The sequence below is a fragment of the Afifella marina DSM 2698 genome, from assembly GCF_900102695.1.
Taxonomy (GTDB): domain Bacteria; phylum Pseudomonadota; class Alphaproteobacteria; order Rhizobiales; family Afifellaceae; genus Afifella; species Afifella marina.
This window is the reverse complement of sequence record NZ_FMVW01000010.1, coordinates 26,699-42,874: the sequence shown is the minus strand read 5'-3', so window position 1 is coordinate 42,874 and position 16,176 is coordinate 26,699. Positions and strand designations below refer to the sequence as shown.

The window sequence follows — 16,176 nt, the reverse complement described above, 5'->3', positions numbered from 1 at the left end:
AACAGAGGCAATTTCGAGAGGCGATCAAATGACGCGGAGACCCGCATGAGTAAAAACAAGGACGAAACAATCATGTCCGACACCCCCCGCAAAGCGGCAACTCTCGTCACCCACGGTGGGCGTCACCCGAAGGAATTCCACGGTTTCATCAATCCGCCTCTGGTTCGGGCATCGACCGTTCTCTTCAACGACGTGGACGAGATGAAAGGCCGGCGCGAGAGCCGCTACGCCTATGGTCTAATGAACACGCCGACGATCGAGGCCTTCAACGAGGTCTGGACCGAGCTCGAAGAGGCCGCCGGGACTGTGCTCGTCCCTTCAGGCCTCGCAGCGGTCACGGTGGCGATCTTGTCGGCACTCTCGGCCGGAGAAGAGATCCTCGTGCCGGACAACGTCTATGGGCCGACCCGACGGTTCTGCAATCAGACATTGAAGCGCTGGGGGATGAGGACGAGCTACTACGATCCGATGGATCTCGAGGCTTTGAAATCAGCTCTCGATGGCGGAGCAAGCGCAGTCTTCGTCGAAGCCCCAGGCTCTCTCACCTTCGAAGTTCCCGATATCGGAGCGACACTCGAACTCGCCAAAGCCGCCGGTGCGGTCACGATGATCGACAACACATGGGCGACGCCGCTCCTCTACAAGCCGATCGCCGAAGGTTTCGACCTCTCCATTCAGGCAGGCACCAAATATGTCGGCGGTCATGCCGACGTGCTCATCGGCTCGATCAGCGCCAATGAGAGGATGTGGCCGAAACTCTCCGCAACGCACGCCAATCTCGGCATCCAGGCAGGCCCCGACGAGATCTACCTCGCCATGCGCGGCCTGCGCACGATGAAGCTGCGCATGGATCAGCACGAAGGTCAGGCCCTTGAAGTGGCGAAATGGCTGGCTAACCAGCCGAAAGTCGCACGGCTTCTCCACCCGGCGATGGAAAGCTGCCCAGGGCATGAGAATTGGAAGCGCTATTTCGGTCGCTCAAGCGGGCTCTTCGCGTTTGAGCTCTCGGGCACCGAAGACGACGCCGCGACCTTCCTGAATGCTCTGCGCCTCTTCGGCCTCGGCTTTTCCTGGGGCGGTTTCGAAAGCCTGGCCACGCTGGCGGAGTTTCGGGAAACGCGAAGCGTCACGACCTGGCAGGCCGGCCCCGTGATCCGTCTTCAGATCGGCCTGGAAGCGGTCGAGGACCAGATCGCAGACCTCGAGCAGGCTCTTGCGGCGATCGCAGCCTGACCGGCATCAGGCCGTCGAACGCGTAAATGGCAGGCCGGCTGAGAGCCTCTCAGCCGGCATTTTTCATGGGCGATTTCGCCTCGCGAAAAATCAGCCACAAGTTGCGGAAATAGATGAAGAGGCCGAGACCCTGGCCGAGGATGAAGACGGGGTCTTGCCGATGCAGCGCGTAGATAAAGAGCAGGAACCCGCCAAAGACGGAGAAGAACCAAAAGGCGACGGGAACGACAGACCTCCCTGCCCTTTCGCTCGCCAGCCACTGGATGACGAAGCGCATCATGAACATGAACTGGGCGACGAAGCCGAGCGCGATCCACAAGGTGAACTGCTCGACAAAGACCTCGTGGATCCAGTTCCACATGTCACTCATCCAGATTCTCCTCGCTCAGCTGCGGACGCACCCTGCGCCGGCTGGCCAACCACCACACCCCGAAAAGATCGGCAATGCCAACCCAAAGGCGATCGAAGATGCCGTACTTCGAGGTGCCATGCCGTCGTTCCCGGTCCGCCACATCGACGAGTGCGATCTCGTAGCCTTCCCGCCTCACCAGTGCGGGCAGAAAGCGGTGCCAACCATCAAAATAAGGCAGCCGCAAGAACAACGTGCGGCGGACGGCCTTGAGGCCGCAACCGGTGTCTCGCACCTGGTCATCGAGGAGTGAGCGCCGCACGCGGTTGGCGATACGCGAGCCGTAGCGCTTGGCAAAACTCGCCTTGCGCCCGATCCGCTGCCCGGCCGCCAGGCCGACCTTGTCGCCACCGGCTGCGAGCGCATCGAGAAGTGCGGGAATATAAGCGGGATCGTTCTGACCGTCTCCGTCGATCGTGACGACGGCATCCCCCTTCGCCGCTTCGAGGCCGCTTCGAATCGCGGCGCTTTGGCCGGCGCTCGTCTCATGCCGCAACAGACGCACCTGTGGGTGCTGCCGCGCGCTTGAGCGGACGGTTTCACCGGTCCCGTCACGCGATCCATCATCGACGACGAGGATTTCGAAGGACCGCCCGGAAAGCGCCGTTGCGATTTCGTCGATCAGGAAGCCGATATTGCCGGCCTCGTCCTTGCACGGGACGATGACCGAGACTTCAGGCGAGAGAGGCGAAGTCATGACGTGCCTTTCTGGTGCACATGGCGCCTTTCAATGCGGCCGTCCTCGTCCAGGCGGAAGACGAGACGGCGTTCTGCGAAAATGCGTGCGGTGAGCCAGGCCACTGCCCCACCGAGAAGAAAACCGGCGACCACATCGGTCGGATAATGGGAGCGCGTCGCGAGGCGGCTGACGGCGATCCAGAATGCCCCGGTCAGGATGACGATTCGCGCCCGCGGAAACAGCAATGCCAGCGCCACTCCGAGTGCGGCGACATTCGTCGCATGGCCCGAAGGAAAGCTCGCCCAACTCGGATCGAACGAAAACGGATGGAAGGCGGCCAGACCTTCCGTATCGAAAAGCTTCGGCCGCGCCCGCCCGATCACGTATTTCAGGACGAGAACGATGAGACCGGCCGCCAGCACGGAGACGAAGAGATAGGTCGCCGTCGCCGACGCCCGCACGAAAGCGGCGCGCCGCCTGATGCCGTGAACCGAGATATCGCGAAAGATCTGGTAGATGAGGAATCCGCCAGTGGCGATGAGCATCCAATCGGACTTGCCGATATCGGTCACGAACTCGAGGAAGTCGCGCACCTCCGGCTGCATCGTCGCCTGAAACAGCGTCAGATAGGGATCGGCGAGAATGAAAAGAATGACGAGCAGGCTCCCGATCAACACGACGCCGTTGAGAAAGCCGATGGGGGTCGGACGATACGGCGGATGACGGCGATCGCGCTGCCTCTCGTTCAGAAGACGCGAAAAGGCGAGCGCCCGTTCGCGTCCGCGCACGAGATGCTGCCGCGCGGTCAGGCTCCAGCGGTCCTTGAAATCACTCATTGGGCAGCCGGGACCGTTTCGTAGATGCCGACCGTGACGGGCCGCCCGCGGGAATAATTGTAGCCCGAGACGTCGCCCCTGCGCACGACCGTCAGCCCATCGGCAGCGGCCGATGCGTGGAATTCAGCGTCACGCCGCGCCTCGACCAGACCGACGCGGCATCCGGGTTCTGCGAGAAACTTTGCGACGTCTTCGGAGGATCCGAGAACCACATCCGTGCCCCCGAAGAAGACGAGGCTCGGCTCGGTGTAACCCGTCGCCGCCAGCTCCGGGTTGGGGCACGAAGACACCTTCTCAGCTTCAGCGACCACACGTTCCGAGACCCTAATCGCATCGAGACCCGGAAAGGCAAGCTGGAAGGCTCCGACATAAAGAAGCGCGGCGGAAAGGATCGAGGCGGCCACGGCACGCTCGTCGCGTCCCCTCATCAAGGCTCGGGCGGCGAGAAGTCCCATGACCGCAGCGGCCACCGCAGCGACATCCGCCCCGGCGGGAAGACGCTTCTCCAGATAGAGCGGCAGGACGACAATGCCGATGGCGACGACGACGGGAACGGTAGCCGCCAACAGCCCGATAATAATCCGCAGCGAGGTCCGCGTGAGCACTGCCCCGCGGGCAATCGCAGCACCGGCAAGGAGCGCGAAAGCCGGATAGAGCGGCAAGACGTAATGGGGAAGCTTGGTCGGCACGGCCTCGAAGACGAGCCAGGCTGGCACGATCCAGACGAGACAGAAGAAGATGTCAGGATGGCGCCACTGCCGGACCATCATCGGCAGAGCAAGGAGCACGAAGGGGGTGAGAGGCCAGGCGGTCGCGAAGAGAAGTCCGAGATAGGTTCCAGGAGGCGCGCCGTGGCTCTCCTGCCCGCTCGCCACCTTGGCCAGCAAATCATGACCCACCGAATCCCCGAAAAAGGCACCGTCGGAGAGGAGCGTAATCGCCACGAACCAGGGCAAAGTCACGACGAGCATTGCGACGAGCCCGGGCAATGGCCTCAGACGCAAGAGCGGGACAAACGAGCGCGAGCCGATCATCAAGGAAATCAGCGTCAGGCCGCAGACCATGACGATGACCGGGCCCTTGACCAGGATCCCGGCGCCAAGCGCAATCCAGAATCCGAGGGCGAGCGGCCAGGAAAGCGGCTCTCGCGAAGGCGGCGCCGTCAGTCCGACGCTCTCTTCCGTCTCGCCTCGCCCGCCCATCCAGGCGCGCGCCATGATCGCCTGCGCAAAGACGGTGAGCGCCAGCAGCACGGCATCGGTCTTGGCAAGTCGCGCTTCGACCCCGAGGAGGATCGTGGCGGACATGAGCAGCGAGCCGATGAAGGCCGCGCGTCGGCCGAACAGGGACAGGCCGGCGAGATAGGTGGCAAGCACGGCAAGAACCGCGCCGACAGCCGACGGAATCCGGTAGGCCCAGATCGGGGCATCGGCTCCACCGAAAGGCGCGGTTGCAGCCGCCTGCAGCCAGTAGATGCCGACCGGCTTCTTGTAGCGCGTTTCGGATTGGAAATGGATGTCGACGAAATCGCCGCTTTCATGCATCTGCTTCGTCGCCTGGACGAAACGCGCCTCGTCCCGATCGATCGGTGGCAGCGTCGTCAGACCGGGCAGAAACAGGATGATCGCGACGAGGATCGTGATCAGCCCCGCAAGGGGCGCAAAGCGGCTTGGCCAGCCGATAAGCCGCGAGCGTCGCGCATCCAACGGTGCCTCAGACATCGAAGTCTCGCCTTTTGAACATTCGCGGCTGGTGCTAAGCCGGCAAGGGCCGGCACGCAAGCGCCGCGCGCAGCAGTGCTAACGACAAGGGCCAGCGACGATGGGATCTCGATGTTGAGCGCTCCCAATCTTTCCCAGCCAAAGGCTTTCCTGCGAATGCTTTTTGCCGCGGCCGTCCGCGCTGCCGACCCGGCGACCTGTCTGCCGCCCCACCTGCCCTCGCCGCCTGCCGGCCGCACCATCGTCATCGGCGCCGGAAAGGCTTCGGCCGCCATGGCCAAAGCGCTGGAAGACAATTGGGAGGGGCCTCTCGAAGGCCTGGTGGTGACACGCTACGGCCATGCGGTGCCATGCCGATCGATCGAGATCGTGGAAGCAGCCCATCCGGTCCCGGATGCCTCCGGTGAAAAGGCTGCACGGCGCATCCTCGATCTCCTCCGTGGTCTCACCGAGGACGATCTCGTCATCGCCCTGATCTCGGGCGGCGGTTCGGCCCTTTTGAGTGCTCCGGCGGACGGCCTGACCCTTGCCGACAAGCAGGCGATCAATCGGGCACTCCTCGCCTCTGGCGCCCCGATCGGCGCGATGAACTGCGTGCGCAAGCATCTCTCCGTCGTCAAAGGCGGTCGCCTGGCGGCCGCCGCCTGGCCAGCTCCTGTCTTGACCCTCGCCATATCGGATATCCCGGGCGACGATCCCGCCGGGATCGCCTCGGGTCCAACGGTCGGCGATCCGACATCTTTGGCCGACGCACGCAATGTTCTCACACGTTTCCGCATCGAGCTGCCGGCCGCGGCCGAGGCATGGCTTGCGCGCCCGGAGGCCGAAACGCCGAAACCCGGCGCCTTGCATCTCTCCCGAAGCACCTTCCGCCTCATCGCGGCCCCGCACCGTTCTTTGGAAGAGGCGGCCAAGATCGCCCGCGATTGTGGTGTTACACCGCTCATCCTCGGAGACGACCTGGAAGGCGAAGCCCGGCAGCTCGGCGCCGAGCATGGCCGCCTGGCCCGCACCAAACTTGCCCGGGGCGAGCTGGCGCGGCCATTCGTGCTTCTGTCGGGAGGAGAAACCACCGTCACCTTACGCGGGGACGGCCGTGGCGGCCGCAATGCGGAGTATCTTCTGGCTCTCGCGATCGCACTCGATTCCGCAGACGGGATCTATGCGCTCTCCTGCGACACGGATGGGATCGACGGCTCGGAAGACAATGCCGGCGCGCTTTGTGCTCCCGACACGCTCGCACGCGCCAAAGAACTCGGTCTCGACCCGCACGCAGCTCTGGCGCGCAACGACGCCTACGGCTTCTTTGAAGCGCTCGGCGATCTCGTCATCAGCGGTCCGACCCTGACGAACGTCAACGATTTCCGCGCGATCCTGGCTCTGTAGCAGCACACTGACGCGCCCCAAAACTATTTGGCATCAGGCAGTTGGCGACAGTTTTCCATTCAAAAGATCAATGGCGACCCCGGCAGGATTCGAACCTGCGACCATCGGCTTAGAAGGCCGGTGCTCTATCCACTGAGCTACGGGGCCGGAAGGCGCAAAGGCGCGCCTAATGGGTCCACGGCACCTGCCGATTGAATTTGAAATTGTCGGAGTAAGAGATCGTCGCCCGCTTCTTTTCCTTCGGCTCATAGACGCGATAGGCGATCTTGTTGCGCTGGGCGTAGGCCACGGCCTCCTCCTTGGAGGGGAACCGCAGAAGCACCTGTGAGCGCATGTCGCTTGAAGCCGTATAGCCCATCAGGGGCTCGATCGAGCGCGGTGTTTCCGGCTCGAATTCCAAGACCCATTCGTGCGTCTTGGCCTGGCCCGAGCTCATCGCCGTGCGAGCCGGTTTGTAGATGCGCGCCTGCATACGTCTCTGCCGTCCTTTGCCTTGCCGAAACCTTTCGCAGCGATTCCAGCCTCGCTTCAACAGAAGACTAGCAGGAATGCCGACGAATTCCATGCCATCGCGGCCGGCTCGGTCGTCGTCTCTATAGGATCTGGTCGGGGCCACGAAAAGTCCCGTCCGCAAGCAAACTCTTTCTGCAAGCACGGAGTTTCATTTCCACGGTTTCAGACACCGTCTCGGAGACCGGAATCTCTCGGCCCGCTTGCCGATACGTGCCCGCTGTAAGAAGCTCGCGAGATTGCCTGTCCCGCAAGCGCCAGCCGCCACGGAGAACGACCATCTCGGCCCTTTCTTACGACAATCCCTATGTCAGCGTGCGCACCCCGATTATGGCGCGCAACATGGTCTCCACCTCGCAGCCACTGGCCGCGCAGGCCGGCCTGCGCATGCTCCTTGCCGGCGGAAACGCGATCGATGCAGCACTCGCGGCGGCAATCACCTTGACGGTGGTCGAACCGACAGGCAACGGGCTCGGCTCCGACGCTTTTGCCATCGTCTGGGACGGAAACGAGCTCCATGGCCTCAATGCCTCCGGGCGTTCGCCACGCGCCTGGTCGCCTGAGCGCTTCCGCGGTCTTCCCGAAATGCCGCAGCAGGGTTGGGAGAGCGTCACCGTCCCGGGGGCCGTGTCGGGCTGGGTCGCTCTGTCGGAGCGTTTTGGCGCCCTTCCCTTCGCGGCCTTGTTCGAACCCGCGATCACCTATGCCGAAGAAGGGTTTGCCGTTTCACCGTCGATTGCGCTGCAATGGTCACGAGGTGCCGACAGATTGCGCCACGAACCCGGCTTCGCGCCCCACTTCCTGATCGAAGACCGCGTCCCCCGGCCCGGCGAGATCTTTCGCAATCCAGACCTCGCCAGATCCCTTAGAAAAATTGCCGACAGTCGTGGCGAGGATTTCTATCGCGGCGAGCTCGCCCGCAAGATCGCGGATTTCGCACGGCAACATGATGCTGTTCTCGACGAAGAGGATCTCGCCGCGCATCCCTGCGATTGGTGCGGGACGATCAGCCAGCCGTTCCGCGGGACCGAACTCCACGAGATCCCTCCAAACGGGCAAGGTATCGCCGCGCTGATCGCGCTCGGCATTCTGGATCGGCTCGATCTTGAAAACCTCGACCCCGACGGCGCCGAGGCCCTCCATCTTGAAATCGAGGCGATGAAGCTTGCGCTCGCAGACGCGCATCGTTTCATCGGCGATCCGGTCAATATGGAGATCGCGCCCGACGCTCTACTCGACGACGATTACCTTGCGTCTCGTGCCGCAGCGGTCGATCGCAATCGCGCCTCCGACGCCACCGCCGGCGCACCGAGGCGGGGCGGAACGGTCTATGTCACGGCCGCGGATGCCGCCGGCCGGATGGTTTCCTTCATTCAGTCGAATTATGCGGGCTTCGGGTCCGGCGTCGTGGTGCCGGGAACCGGCATCCACCTGCAGAACCGGGGCTCCGGTTTCGTGCTCGCCCCGGGGCACCCGAACGAGGTCGCAGGCGGCAAGCGCCCCTTCCACACGATCATTCCGGGCTTTCTCATGGGTGACGGCACGCCCCTCATGAGCTTCGGCGTCATGGGCGGCGCGATGCAGGCGCAGGGACACGTACAGATGGTTTTGCGCACGCAGCTTTGGCGGCAGAACCCGCAGGCGGCGAGCGACGCGCCGCGCTGGCGCTTTATCGCCGGGCGCCGGGTTGCCCTCGAAACGGGCATCTCCGCTGATGTCGCGGCAAAGCTGGAAAGGATGGGCCACCAGATCGAGCGCGTCGCGCCGGACGTGGATTTCAGCTTCGGCGGCGCGCAGCTCATTCGTCGCCTCCCCGACGGCTATATTGCCGGCAGCGACCACCGAAAGGACGGTCAGGCGGTGGGCTTCTAGGCACGGCGCCGCAGCCATCGCCTCGGGGCGGAGGCTACGGCGTCGCCACACATCCCAGGTCAGCCGACGAGGCTTGCCTCGAGCGTCACCTCGGCGTTCAAGAGCTTGGAAACCGGGCAGCCTTCCTTGGCCTTTCCGGCGATCTCCTTGAATTTTGCTTCGTCGATGCCGGGCACTTTGGCCTTCAGCGTCAGGCGGCTGGAGGTGATGGTGAATCCCTCCCCCTGCTGCTCGATGGTGACGGCAGCGGAGGTATCGAGCTCTTCCGGCGCCATCCCTTCCTGGGTCAACATCAGCGAGAGCGCCATGGAAAAGCAGGCGGCATGTGCGGCTGCAATAAGCTCCTCGGGGTTGCTGCCCTTGCCGCTCTCAAAGCGGCTCGCAAAGCCGTAAGGATGCGCGTTAAGCGCTCCAGTCTCCGTGGAGATGGTGCCGCTTCCGTCCTTGATACCGCCCTTCCAGACAGCTGATCCGTGCTTGGTGATCGCCATTGTCGGTTGCTCCTTTGCTGGGCTCCGCCGTCTTGTTAGGCGCAGCGGAGCCGGTTGCTTCGACACGATAGATGGGCCAGCGCGGCCGCTTGCAAAGGCATGAGCGCAGCATGACCTGCGCCGTGCCCGTCAAAGGCGACGCCTAGGACGCGATGGAGAGCGCCTGCAGATGAGGGATGCGATCTGAAGCGACAAGCGCTGCGAGCCGCGGATATCGATCGACGTCACCCTCGATCGCCTCGAGCTCGAAGCGGGCGAAAAGCGATTCCGGCAGCCAGTCTTCGCCGCGCGCCTTCTTGATCGCCGTCGGATGCTGACCTTCGCGATAGGCGAAGGCACGCATGGCATCCAGGTTTTCCCAGACGCTGAAGGTGGCGAGCTGCAACAGGGGATGGGAGCCGAAACCGACATGCCAAAGGCACCCCTCCGCCTGGCTGAGCGAACGGTCGACCGCCGGCACCTGTCGCCAGAAAGCCCGAACCCGCTTCGGTGCGACGGTCGCCAAAGTCAGAACCGCAAAAGGATGCTCGCCGACTTCACGTCCCGAATAGTCGAAGAGCTGTTCGCCGTCCCAGCTACCGTGGCCGCTTGCCGGACGGACGGTGATATGAAGCTGTTCGACGCTCGGCCCTGCGACACTGCGATAAAGCCGCGTTTGGCGAAGGCGCGGCAAGTCTTCCGGCCGCTCGGGCACGCCCATCAGGCAGTAGCGCGTAAAGTCTGGGAGGATGGAAAAGCCGCTGCCGCTGCCACAACCCAACAGGCGCAATTCGCCGGATCGCCGTGTCGGGGCGTCGATCACTCCCGGAAATCCCATACGCAGGAAAGCCCCCCACGCCTGCCTGCGCGGATAGCGGAAGAAACTGAGAGTGACGAGATTCGCAGGCATCGTGGGCCATCTCTGGACGCGGCAACGGGGAGAACGCGCGATGGTTGAACAACGATCCCATCGCCCGAGCGGCATTGCTTCACCGGCAGAGGATGGCAAGCTCGCGACAACCTATCATCGGCGGCTCTTGCGACCACACCCTCACTTGCGGTTTTCGGCGATGATCTCTTCCAGTCTTTCGCCGGCTCGTCTGGGCAAGCCCTCCGGAAGCACGACCGCCCCCGGATCCGCCTCTTCCCCGACGGCGATCATCATCACCATGCCCATCGCATAGTGGGGGCTGCATTTGATGCCATAGATCCCCGGCGTTGCGGCGACCACGTCCGCCGTTTCGCCGAGAGCCGTCTTGATTTCCACCGCACCGTTGGGCGCCAGTCCGGCGATGGTTCGGGCATTATGGCCTGGCGTCGTCGCGACAAAGCGGATCGTGTCGCCCGGCGCCACGCGCAGGAAATCCGGCTCATAGACCATTGCGCCTTTCTCTCCTCGGTTCAGCATCTTCACCTCGAAGGTCTCGGCATGCGCAATGTTGCTCGCCAAAACAAGAAATAAAACAAGAAACCCCTTCATAATCAAACTCTTCCCCTGATAATGCAAAGCGCAGGATGGGTTCGCCGCTCGCCGGGTCGCCGATTGAACGCGAGCAGACGTCGAAAACCTGTTCGATCCGAGCTGCAGTCAGAATGTCCTTCGGCATACCGACCGCCTCCAGCCGGCCTTTCGCCATCAAGCCCAGCCGGTCGCACACCATCGCTTGATTGAGATCGTGCAGAGCGACGACCACCGTGATCGGCAGACGCCGGACAAGCGCGAGAATCGAAAGCTGGTGATGGATATCGAGATGGTTCGTAGGCTCGTCCAAGATCAGAATGTCGGCCTTTTGAGCCAGAGCGCGGGCAATATGGGCGCGCTGGCGTTCGCCTCCTGAAAGCGTCTGCCACCGGCGCTCGGCGAGATGCCCAATGCCGGTTTCGGCGAGCGCTTTTTCCACAATCTCGTCGTCGTCGGCCCCAAAGGGCGTGAGCGGACCCAGCCATGGCGTGCGCCCGAGCTCGACCGTTTCGCGGACGGTGAGCCGGTCGGAGGTATCGAGTTGTTGGGCGACGATGGCGATCCGCCGGGCGACCTCGCAGCGCGTGATTTTTTGGATATCGATATCGCCGACCATCACCCGGCCGTGCGACGGTCTCCGCAATCCCGAGAGCAGCAACAACAACGTCGACTTGCCGGAGCCGTTCGGCCCGACGAGACCGAAGAGCTCGCCAGGCTCGATCTTCAGATCGATGTCTGACACGATCGGAGTTCGGCCGGCGGACCAACCGAGAGCATGCGCCGTCAGCGTCATCGCGCCCCTCCGCGACCGCGCACCAGGATCAGCGCGAAGGCCGGCGCGCCGACGAGCGCCGTCACGACACCGATCGGCAGGACCTGACCCGGAATGATGATTCGCGACACGATGTCGGCGAAGATGAGAAAAACCGCGCCGGTGATCGCCGTCATCGGGATGAGCCGGCCATGGCGCGGACCGACCAGAAGCCTTGCGGCATGAGGAACGACGAGTCCGACGAAGCCGATTGCGCCGACGATGCTGACCATAACGGCCGTCACCAGGGCGGCAGCCCCGATCAGGATCGCCTGTGTCTTCAACACGTTGATACCGAGTGAGGCAGCCGCATCCGATCCGAAGGCGAACGCATCGAGCGCCCGGGCATGGACCGTGATGATCACGAGCACCAGGATCGCGACCGGTGCGGCGAGCCACACATCGGGCCAGCGCACACCGGACAGATTGCCGAGGAGCCAGAAGATGATACCGCGCGCCTGTTCGGCGTTGGCGGAATGCGCGATGATCAGCGAGGTCAGCGCATTGAAAAGCTGGGCCCCAGCCACGCCCGCCAGGATCACCTGCCCAGTCGATGTTCCCGCAAAGCCACCGGCTGCCCGCGCCAGGCCGATGACGAGCGCAAACGCCACGAGGGCGCCGACGAAAGCGCCGGCAGAAAGCGACACAAGACCGCCCCCTATCCCGGCGATTGTGACAGCCACGGCTCCCGTCGACGCGCCGGCAGAGATTCCCAAAATATAAGGGTCAGCGAGCACGTTGCGCAGCAGCGTCTGAAGCACCAGCCCCGAGACGGCCAGGCCCGCGCCACAGGAGGCCGCGACGATTGCCCGGCTGAAGCGATAATTCCAGACGATACCCTGATCGATCGGATCGACAGGATAGCTCCCTCCGAACATCTTCATGGCAAGCACCTGCCCCACAGTCTCCAGCGGGATGCGCGTCTCTCCGATCGCAGCTCCGAGGATCAGAGCTGCGCCCAGAATTGCGAGTTTCGATGAGAACGACGTCAGGAGACCCGGCCAGCGGCCGGGTCGATAAGTGGCCATGTCCGGGCTCTGCTATTTCAGCTTCGGAAGTTCATCGGCAAGCATCTCGAGCGCGGAGATGTTGCGGATGGACGGATCCATGGAATGGGCATCCATCACGAGAATCCGCCCCGCCTTGACGGCGTCCATTTCCTTGGCGACCGGGTCCGTCTTCAGGAATTCGAGCTTCTTTTCTACATCGTCGGCAGGAAAGCGGCGGCGCGTCATCTCGGCAACGACGATGATGTCCGGATTGGCCTTGGCGATGGTTTCCCAGCCGACAACCGGCCATTCTTCATCGCTTTCCACGATGTTGCGGAGGCCGAGCTTCTCCATCATCCAGCCGGGAACGCCCTTGCGCCCGGCGACATAGGGATCGACATCCATCTCGGCGGAGGAAAACCAGAAGACGGCCGAAACATCGCCGGACTTCGTCTCTTTCGCCTTTGCAACAGCAGCGGCCTCGCGCTTCGAAAGATCGGCGACAAGCGCCTCGCCGTTCTCCTTCACGTCATGGATCTCGGCGAGTTCGCGGATCGCACGGTAGAGGGCGTCGGTGTTGTACATCTCGAGCCGGGTGCCATCGACGCCGGCGGAATTGTCTTTCACGCAATCGGTCGGAAGGATGTAGGTCGGGATGCCGACGTCATGGAACTGCTCGCGCGTCCCGACGATGCCCTGCGGCCCGATATGCCATTCATAAGAAACCGAGACGAGATCGGGCTTCTTGGCAACGACGCTTTCGAAACTCGGATCGTTGTCCGCGAGCCGTTCGATGCCGCTGTTGAGGTCGGCAAACTCCGGCAGCACATCGCTGAACCAAACAGAGGTGCCAACGACCTTATCGCCAAGGCTGAGAGAGTAGAGAATCTCAGTCGCAGACTGGCCGACCGTGACATCGCGCTCAGGCGCGGCCTCGAACGTGATGGATTGTCCGCAATTGTCGATTGTCAGCGGATATTTGGTTTCACCCGCATGCGCGGCATCGATAAGCGAAAGACTGGCCAGCGCTGCAAGGCCGATCGCGACGTTTCGGTGCATTATGACTGCTATCCTGGTTCCGAGAGAGAACCGCGGGGGCAGGCGGAATGGATTGCCCGAAAAGAAGCTCGCGCATTGTCGTCGACGACAAGGTTGTCATCTCGATCCTTCCCCCGACATCCCCGCCGGGTCTGGTTGCATGATGATGGCAGGTCTCTTGACTTGCGGGTCTCTGCTTCCCCGAGCCTTCCCAGGCGTCAGACGGTGTCCGTCGCACGCCCAGTGGCATTGTTCGGGGTCGCTCTCCGCTCACAATTGCGGGGGCAGTCACGGATTTGGCGCCTACTGGCTACACCGCACCGTATTCCCTTTTCACCCAGCGAAGTCTTCGTTTCGCTGGGAACCATCAATGGCGATAAAGGCCGGATGGTATCGGGGTGTCAAGCCGGGTACCGGCCACATTCCCTCCGGGCTATGCAGCATCGAGCTGGCCATGGAGCTCGTTCGAAGTCATTCGACAAGTCTGAAAGCGAGACGCAAAGCAGGAGGAGCAAGACCTTAAGCCTCTCCCCCGCTCGCAGCAGGGTCACGTTCCGGGCGTTACGAACGCCTCAAAGATGGCGTTGGCTGTCGCATTTCAGGACGCTTCTGCAAGCGTTCGCGGGAAGTCATGACGGCCAGTGGCCGATTCGCTCAAGCCTGCCCCAGCAGCCTGCGCAGCTCGATCTTCAGCACCTTGCCGTAATTGTTCTTCGGAAGCTCGTTCAGGAAGACATAGTCCTTCGGGCGTTTGAAGCGGGCGATTTCCTCACGGCAGAGGGCATCGAGTTCGTCGACACTCGGCGTGTTCTCCGGCGCGACAACGAAGGCGACGACGTCCTCACCCCATTCGGGGCTCGGCCGGCCGACCACAGACACCTCCTGAACGGCGGGATGGCGCAGCAGCACCTCTTCGACCTCGCGCGGATAGATGTTGGTGCCGCCGGAGATGATGACGTCCTTGGAGCGATCCATCAGCGTTAGGAAACCGTCCTCGTCCATCGCACCGACATCCCCGGTCCAGAGCCAGCCGTCGCGAAGAGATCCGGCACTCGCCTTCTCGTTTTGCCAGTAGCCGGCCATGACGCTCGGACCGCGCACCAGAATCTCGCCACTCTCCCCGGGAGCGAGCGTATTGCCGTCGCCGTCCGCCACCCGCACGTCGACGCAGGATTGCGCCGTGCCGACGGAGCCGAGGCGCTCCTTCCAGCGCGGATGGCTTCTGTCGGCCACCAAATCGCGAGAGAGGGCCGTGATCGTCATCGGGCTTTCACCCTGACCATAGATCTGCACGAAGCGCGGTCCGAAGAGGGAGACGGCCTCCTCGATATCGGCGACATACATCGGCCCGCCTCCATAGACGATGGTGCGGATGCCCTCGCCGTCGTAGCCGGTCGCCTTCGCGTGCTGGACGAGGCGTCGCACCATGGTCGGCGCAGCGAAGAAAGACAGGCTGCCGACAGAACGAGCAAGCGATGCGATTTCTTCTGCGTCGAATCCGCTTGATTTTGGAATGACATGGCGGGCACCGCGCAGAACATGCATGAAGTTGTAGAGGCCCGCCCCATGCGACATCGGCGCGGCATAAAGGGCAGCATCCTCGGTGCGCACGTCATCGACATCGACGAAATAGGCAAAGCTCATCGCCTGCAGATTGGCAACCGAGAGCATCACGCCTTTCGGATTGCCGGTCGTGCCGGAAGTGTAGAAGAGCCAGGCGAGCCCGTCCGACGACATCGCCTGTGGCGCGGTAAGCGGTTCGGCGGCAAGCAGCGTCTGGAATGCCTCACCCGGCGCTGTGATCAGACGCACGCCATCGTCGAGGCGTTGCGCCAGCCCTTCGTCCCCCTCGGAGACAAAGACGAGATCTGCTCCGGAATCCTGGATGATATAGGCGGCCTCGCGTGGATGAAGCTTGTGGTTGATCGGCACGGCGGCCGCCCCAGCCCACCAGATCCCATACATGATCTCCAAATACTCGGTCGAATTGGCCATGAAGATCGCAACCCGATCTCCCGGCGAGACGCCATGCACCTCTTTGAGTGCGCGCCCGAGCCGTGCGGCCCGCTCGGCAAACTCTCCATAGGTCGCCACGAGTTCATCGCCACGCAAAAGCGCCGGCGCATCGGGCATGCGTCGCGCCGTGCGAAGAAGCCAGTCCGCGAGGTTCATGGGTCAGACCTCCAGGGGTTCGAGGATCGAAACGTAACTTGCGACGGCGCCTCCACCCATGTTGAAGCAGAGACCGAGTTTCGGGCCTTGAAGCTGCATGTCGCCTGCGTCCCCGGTGAGTTGGCGGGCGGCCATGACGTGCATGGAAACCACCGTCGCACCAACGGGATGGCCCTTGGCCTTCAAGCCGCCCGAGCGATTGATCGGCGGCAACCTTCCGTCCTTCTGCGTGACGCCTTCGCCGACGAGCAAGCCTGCCTCGCCGGGGCGCGCCAGACCCATCGCTTCCATGGTCATCAGCTCAGCGATTGTGAAGCAGTCGTGCACCTCCGCGAAGGAGATGTCGGCGACGCTGACACCCGCCTCGTCCTTCTGGTAGCTCGCAGCGCCAAGCGCGGCCGTCACCTGCACGCCCGGCAGATGGGTCATCTTCTCCGTCCCGACGACGAGAGCGACGTCGGTCCGGCCGGCCTCGATCGCGTCGATTGCCGCGTAGAGCGCGGCTGATCCCGAGGCGCAGGCATTTTCGAGCCGCGTCGCGGGCTTGAAGCGCAGGCCTCCAGCGCGTGAAGGTGGATTCGTCCCCTC

General features: G+C 63.1%; 15 protein-coding genes, 1 tRNA gene, 1 pseudogene and 1 riboswitch. Of the genes and pseudogenes, 3 read left to right on the top strand and 14 right to left on the bottom strand.

Annotated features, from left to right (window positions below; all coding sequences use genetic code 11):
• Window positions 1-72: 72 nt before the first annotated feature.
• On the top strand, window positions 73-1,233 hold the full coding sequence (gene metC / locus BLP76_RS16680) for a cystathionine beta-lyase (protein ID WP_092816165.1): 1,161 nt from the start codon (window positions 73-75) through the stop codon (window positions 1,231-1,233).
• A gap of 49 nt (window positions 1,234-1,282) precedes the next feature.
• Here the strand turns inward: metC and BLP76_RS16675 are convergent, their stop codons facing one another.
• The 4 genes from BLP76_RS16675 to BLP76_RS16660 are packed head-to-tail and all read right to left on the bottom strand — an operon-like array spanning window position 1,283 to window position 4,878.
• Window positions 1,283-1,603, bottom strand: coding sequence for a lipid-A-disaccharide synthase N-terminal domain-containing protein (locus BLP76_RS16675; protein WP_092816041.1), 321 nt, complete (start codon window positions 1,601-1,603; stop codon window positions 1,283-1,285).
• Window positions 1,596-2,339 (bottom strand): glycosyltransferase family 2 protein, encoded by a 744-nt coding sequence (locus tag BLP76_RS16670; RefSeq protein WP_092816039.1) that lies wholly within the window; start codon window positions 2,337-2,339, stop codon window positions 1,596-1,598. Before BLP76_RS16670 ends, BLP76_RS16675 begins: the two co-directional genes overlap by 8 nt.
• Window positions 2,336-3,157, bottom strand: coding sequence for a phosphatase PAP2 family protein (locus BLP76_RS16665; RefSeq protein WP_092816037.1), 822 nt, complete (start codon window positions 3,155-3,157; stop codon window positions 2,336-2,338). The genes BLP76_RS16670 and BLP76_RS16665 overlap by 4 nt, the downstream gene beginning before the upstream one ends.
• A complete protein-coding gene (locus BLP76_RS16660; RefSeq protein WP_092816035.1) occupies window positions 3,154-4,878 on the bottom strand; it encodes an ArnT family glycosyltransferase in 1,725 nt (574 codons plus the stop codon). The genes BLP76_RS16665 and BLP76_RS16660 overlap by 4 nt, the downstream gene beginning before the upstream one ends.
• A gap of 156 nt (window positions 4,879-5,034) precedes the next feature.
• Between BLP76_RS16660 and BLP76_RS16655 the strand changes: the two genes are divergently transcribed.
• Window positions 5,035-6,264: a glycerate kinase type-2 family protein gene (locus tag BLP76_RS16655; protein ID WP_244514639.1), complete on the top strand. Its 1,230-nt coding sequence runs from the start codon at window positions 5,035-5,037 to the stop codon at window positions 6,262-6,264.
• Between the two features lie 71 nt (window positions 6,265-6,335).
• Here the strand turns inward: BLP76_RS16655 and BLP76_RS16650 are convergent.
• Both BLP76_RS16650 and BLP76_RS16645 read right to left on the bottom strand, forming a co-directional pair.
• A tRNA-Arg gene (locus tag BLP76_RS16650) sits at window positions 6,336-6,411 on the bottom strand.
• A 19-nt stretch (window positions 6,412-6,430) separates the two neighbouring features.
• Window positions 6,431-6,736 carry an ETC complex I subunit gene (locus tag BLP76_RS16645; protein WP_092816030.1) on the bottom strand — a complete coding sequence of 102 codons (306 nt, stop codon included), beginning with the start codon at window positions 6,734-6,736 and terminating at the stop codon, window positions 6,431-6,433.
• 368 nt (window positions 6,737-7,104) lie between these two features.
• On the opposite strand from BLP76_RS16645, the gene BLP76_RS16640 reads away from it, so the two are divergent.
• Window positions 7,105-8,646, top strand: coding sequence for a gamma-glutamyltransferase family protein (locus BLP76_RS16640; protein WP_092816028.1), 1,542 nt, complete (start codon window positions 7,105-7,107; stop codon window positions 8,644-8,646).
• A gap of 59 nt (window positions 8,647-8,705) precedes the next feature.
• Here the strand turns inward: BLP76_RS16640 and BLP76_RS16635 are convergent, their stop codons facing one another.
• From BLP76_RS16635 to BLP76_RS16600, 8 genes and pseudogenes are all read right to left on the bottom strand, one after another.
• Window positions 8,706-9,137, bottom strand: coding sequence for an OsmC family protein (locus tag BLP76_RS16635; protein WP_092816026.1), 432 nt, complete (start codon window positions 9,135-9,137; stop codon window positions 8,706-8,708).
• A gap of 142 nt (window positions 9,138-9,279) precedes the next feature.
• Complete coding sequence (locus BLP76_RS16630; RefSeq protein WP_092816024.1) at window positions 9,280-10,026, bottom strand: DUF3291 domain-containing protein; 747 nt, start codon at window positions 10,024-10,026, stop codon at window positions 9,280-9,282.
• A 141-nt stretch (window positions 10,027-10,167) separates the two neighbouring features.
• The gene (locus BLP76_RS16625; RefSeq protein ID WP_244514638.1) at window positions 10,168-10,497 is read right to left on the bottom strand and encodes a plastocyanin/azurin family copper-binding protein; all 330 of its coding nucleotides are present in this window, start codon (window positions 10,495-10,497) and stop codon (window positions 10,168-10,170) included.
• Entirely contained in the window at window positions 10,487-11,371 is an 885-nt protein-coding gene (locus BLP76_RS16620; RefSeq protein WP_092816020.1) for an ABC transporter ATP-binding protein, read from the bottom strand. Before BLP76_RS16620 ends, BLP76_RS16625 begins: the two co-directional genes overlap by 11 nt.
• Window positions 11,368-12,417, bottom strand: coding sequence for a FecCD family ABC transporter permease (locus BLP76_RS16615; RefSeq protein WP_092816018.1), 1,050 nt, complete (start codon window positions 12,415-12,417; stop codon window positions 11,368-11,370). The genes BLP76_RS16620 and BLP76_RS16615 overlap by 4 nt, the downstream gene beginning before the upstream one ends.
• 12 nt (window positions 12,418-12,429) lie before the next feature.
• Window positions 12,430-13,437 carry an ABC transporter substrate-binding protein gene (locus BLP76_RS16610; protein ID WP_092816016.1) on the bottom strand — a complete coding sequence of 336 codons (1,008 nt, stop codon included), beginning with the start codon at window positions 13,435-13,437 and terminating at the stop codon, window positions 12,430-12,432.
• 130 nt (window positions 13,438-13,567) lie between these two features.
• Window positions 13,568-13,798: riboswitch (cobalamin riboswitch) on the bottom strand.
• 272 nt (window positions 13,799-14,070) lie between these two features.
• Entirely contained in the window at window positions 14,071-15,588 is a 1,518-nt protein-coding gene (locus BLP76_RS16605) for a class I adenylate-forming enzyme family protein (protein ID WP_092816014.1), read from the bottom strand.
• Between the two features lie 3 nt (window positions 15,589-15,591).
• Window positions 15,592-16,143: pseudogene (locus BLP76_RS16600) on the bottom strand (thiolase C-terminal domain-containing protein); the annotation flags it as partial.
• Between the last annotated feature and the right edge of the window lie 33 nt (window positions 16,144-16,176).

Excerpts from the sequence above, each read along its gene's own strand:
- BLP76_RS16620 (WP_092816020.1), bottom strand. The coding sequence starts at position 11,371 with ATGACGCTGACGGCGCATGCTCTCGGTTGGTCCGCCGGCCGAACTCCG.
- BLP76_RS16645 (WP_092816030.1), bottom strand. The coding sequence starts at position 6,736 with ATGCAGGCGCGCATCTACAAACCGGCTCGCACGGCGATGAGCTCGGGC.
- BLP76_RS16675 (WP_092816041.1), bottom strand. The coding sequence starts at position 1,603 with ATGAGTGACATGTGGAACTGGATCCACGAGGTCTTTGTCGAGCAGTTC.
- BLP76_RS16640 (WP_092816028.1), top strand. The coding sequence starts at position 7,105 with ATGGCGCGCAACATGGTCTCCACCTCGCAGCCACTGGCCGCGCAGGCC.
- BLP76_RS16655 (WP_244514639.1), top strand. The coding sequence starts at position 5,035 with ATGCTTTTTGCCGCGGCCGTCCGCGCTGCCGACCCGGCGACCTGTCTG.
- BLP76_RS16625 (WP_244514638.1), bottom strand. The coding sequence starts at position 10,497 with ATGGTCTATGAGCCGGATTTCCTGCGCGTGGCGCCGGGCGACACGATC.
- metC (WP_092816165.1), top strand. The coding sequence starts at position 73 with ATGTCCGACACCCCCCGCAAAGCGGCAACTCTCGTCACCCACGGTGGG.
- BLP76_RS16630 (WP_092816024.1), bottom strand. The coding sequence starts at position 10,026 with ATGCCTGCGAATCTCGTCACTCTCAGTTTCTTCCGCTATCCGCGCAGG.
- BLP76_RS16610 (WP_092816016.1), bottom strand. The coding sequence starts at position 13,437 with ATGCACCGAAACGTCGCGATCGGCCTTGCAGCGCTGGCCAGTCTTTCG.
- BLP76_RS16635 (WP_092816026.1), bottom strand. The coding sequence starts at position 9,137 with ATGGCGATCACCAAGCACGGATCAGCTGTCTGGAAGGGCGGTATCAAG.
- BLP76_RS16665 (WP_092816037.1), bottom strand. The coding sequence starts at position 3,157 with ATGAGTGATTTCAAGGACCGCTGGAGCCTGACCGCGCGGCAGCATCTC.
- BLP76_RS16605 (WP_092816014.1), bottom strand. The coding sequence starts at position 15,588 with ATGAACCTCGCGGACTGGCTTCTTCGCACGGCGCGACGCATGCCCGAT.
- BLP76_RS16670 (WP_092816039.1), bottom strand. The coding sequence starts at position 2,339 with ATGACTTCGCCTCTCTCGCCTGAAGTCTCGGTCATCGTCCCGTGCAAG.
- BLP76_RS16615 (WP_092816018.1), bottom strand. The coding sequence starts at position 12,417 with ATGGCCACTTATCGACCCGGCCGCTGGCCGGGTCTCCTGACGTCGTTC.
- BLP76_RS16660 (WP_092816035.1), bottom strand. The coding sequence starts at position 4,878 with ATGTCTGAGGCACCGTTGGATGCGCGACGCTCGCGGCTTATCGGCTGG.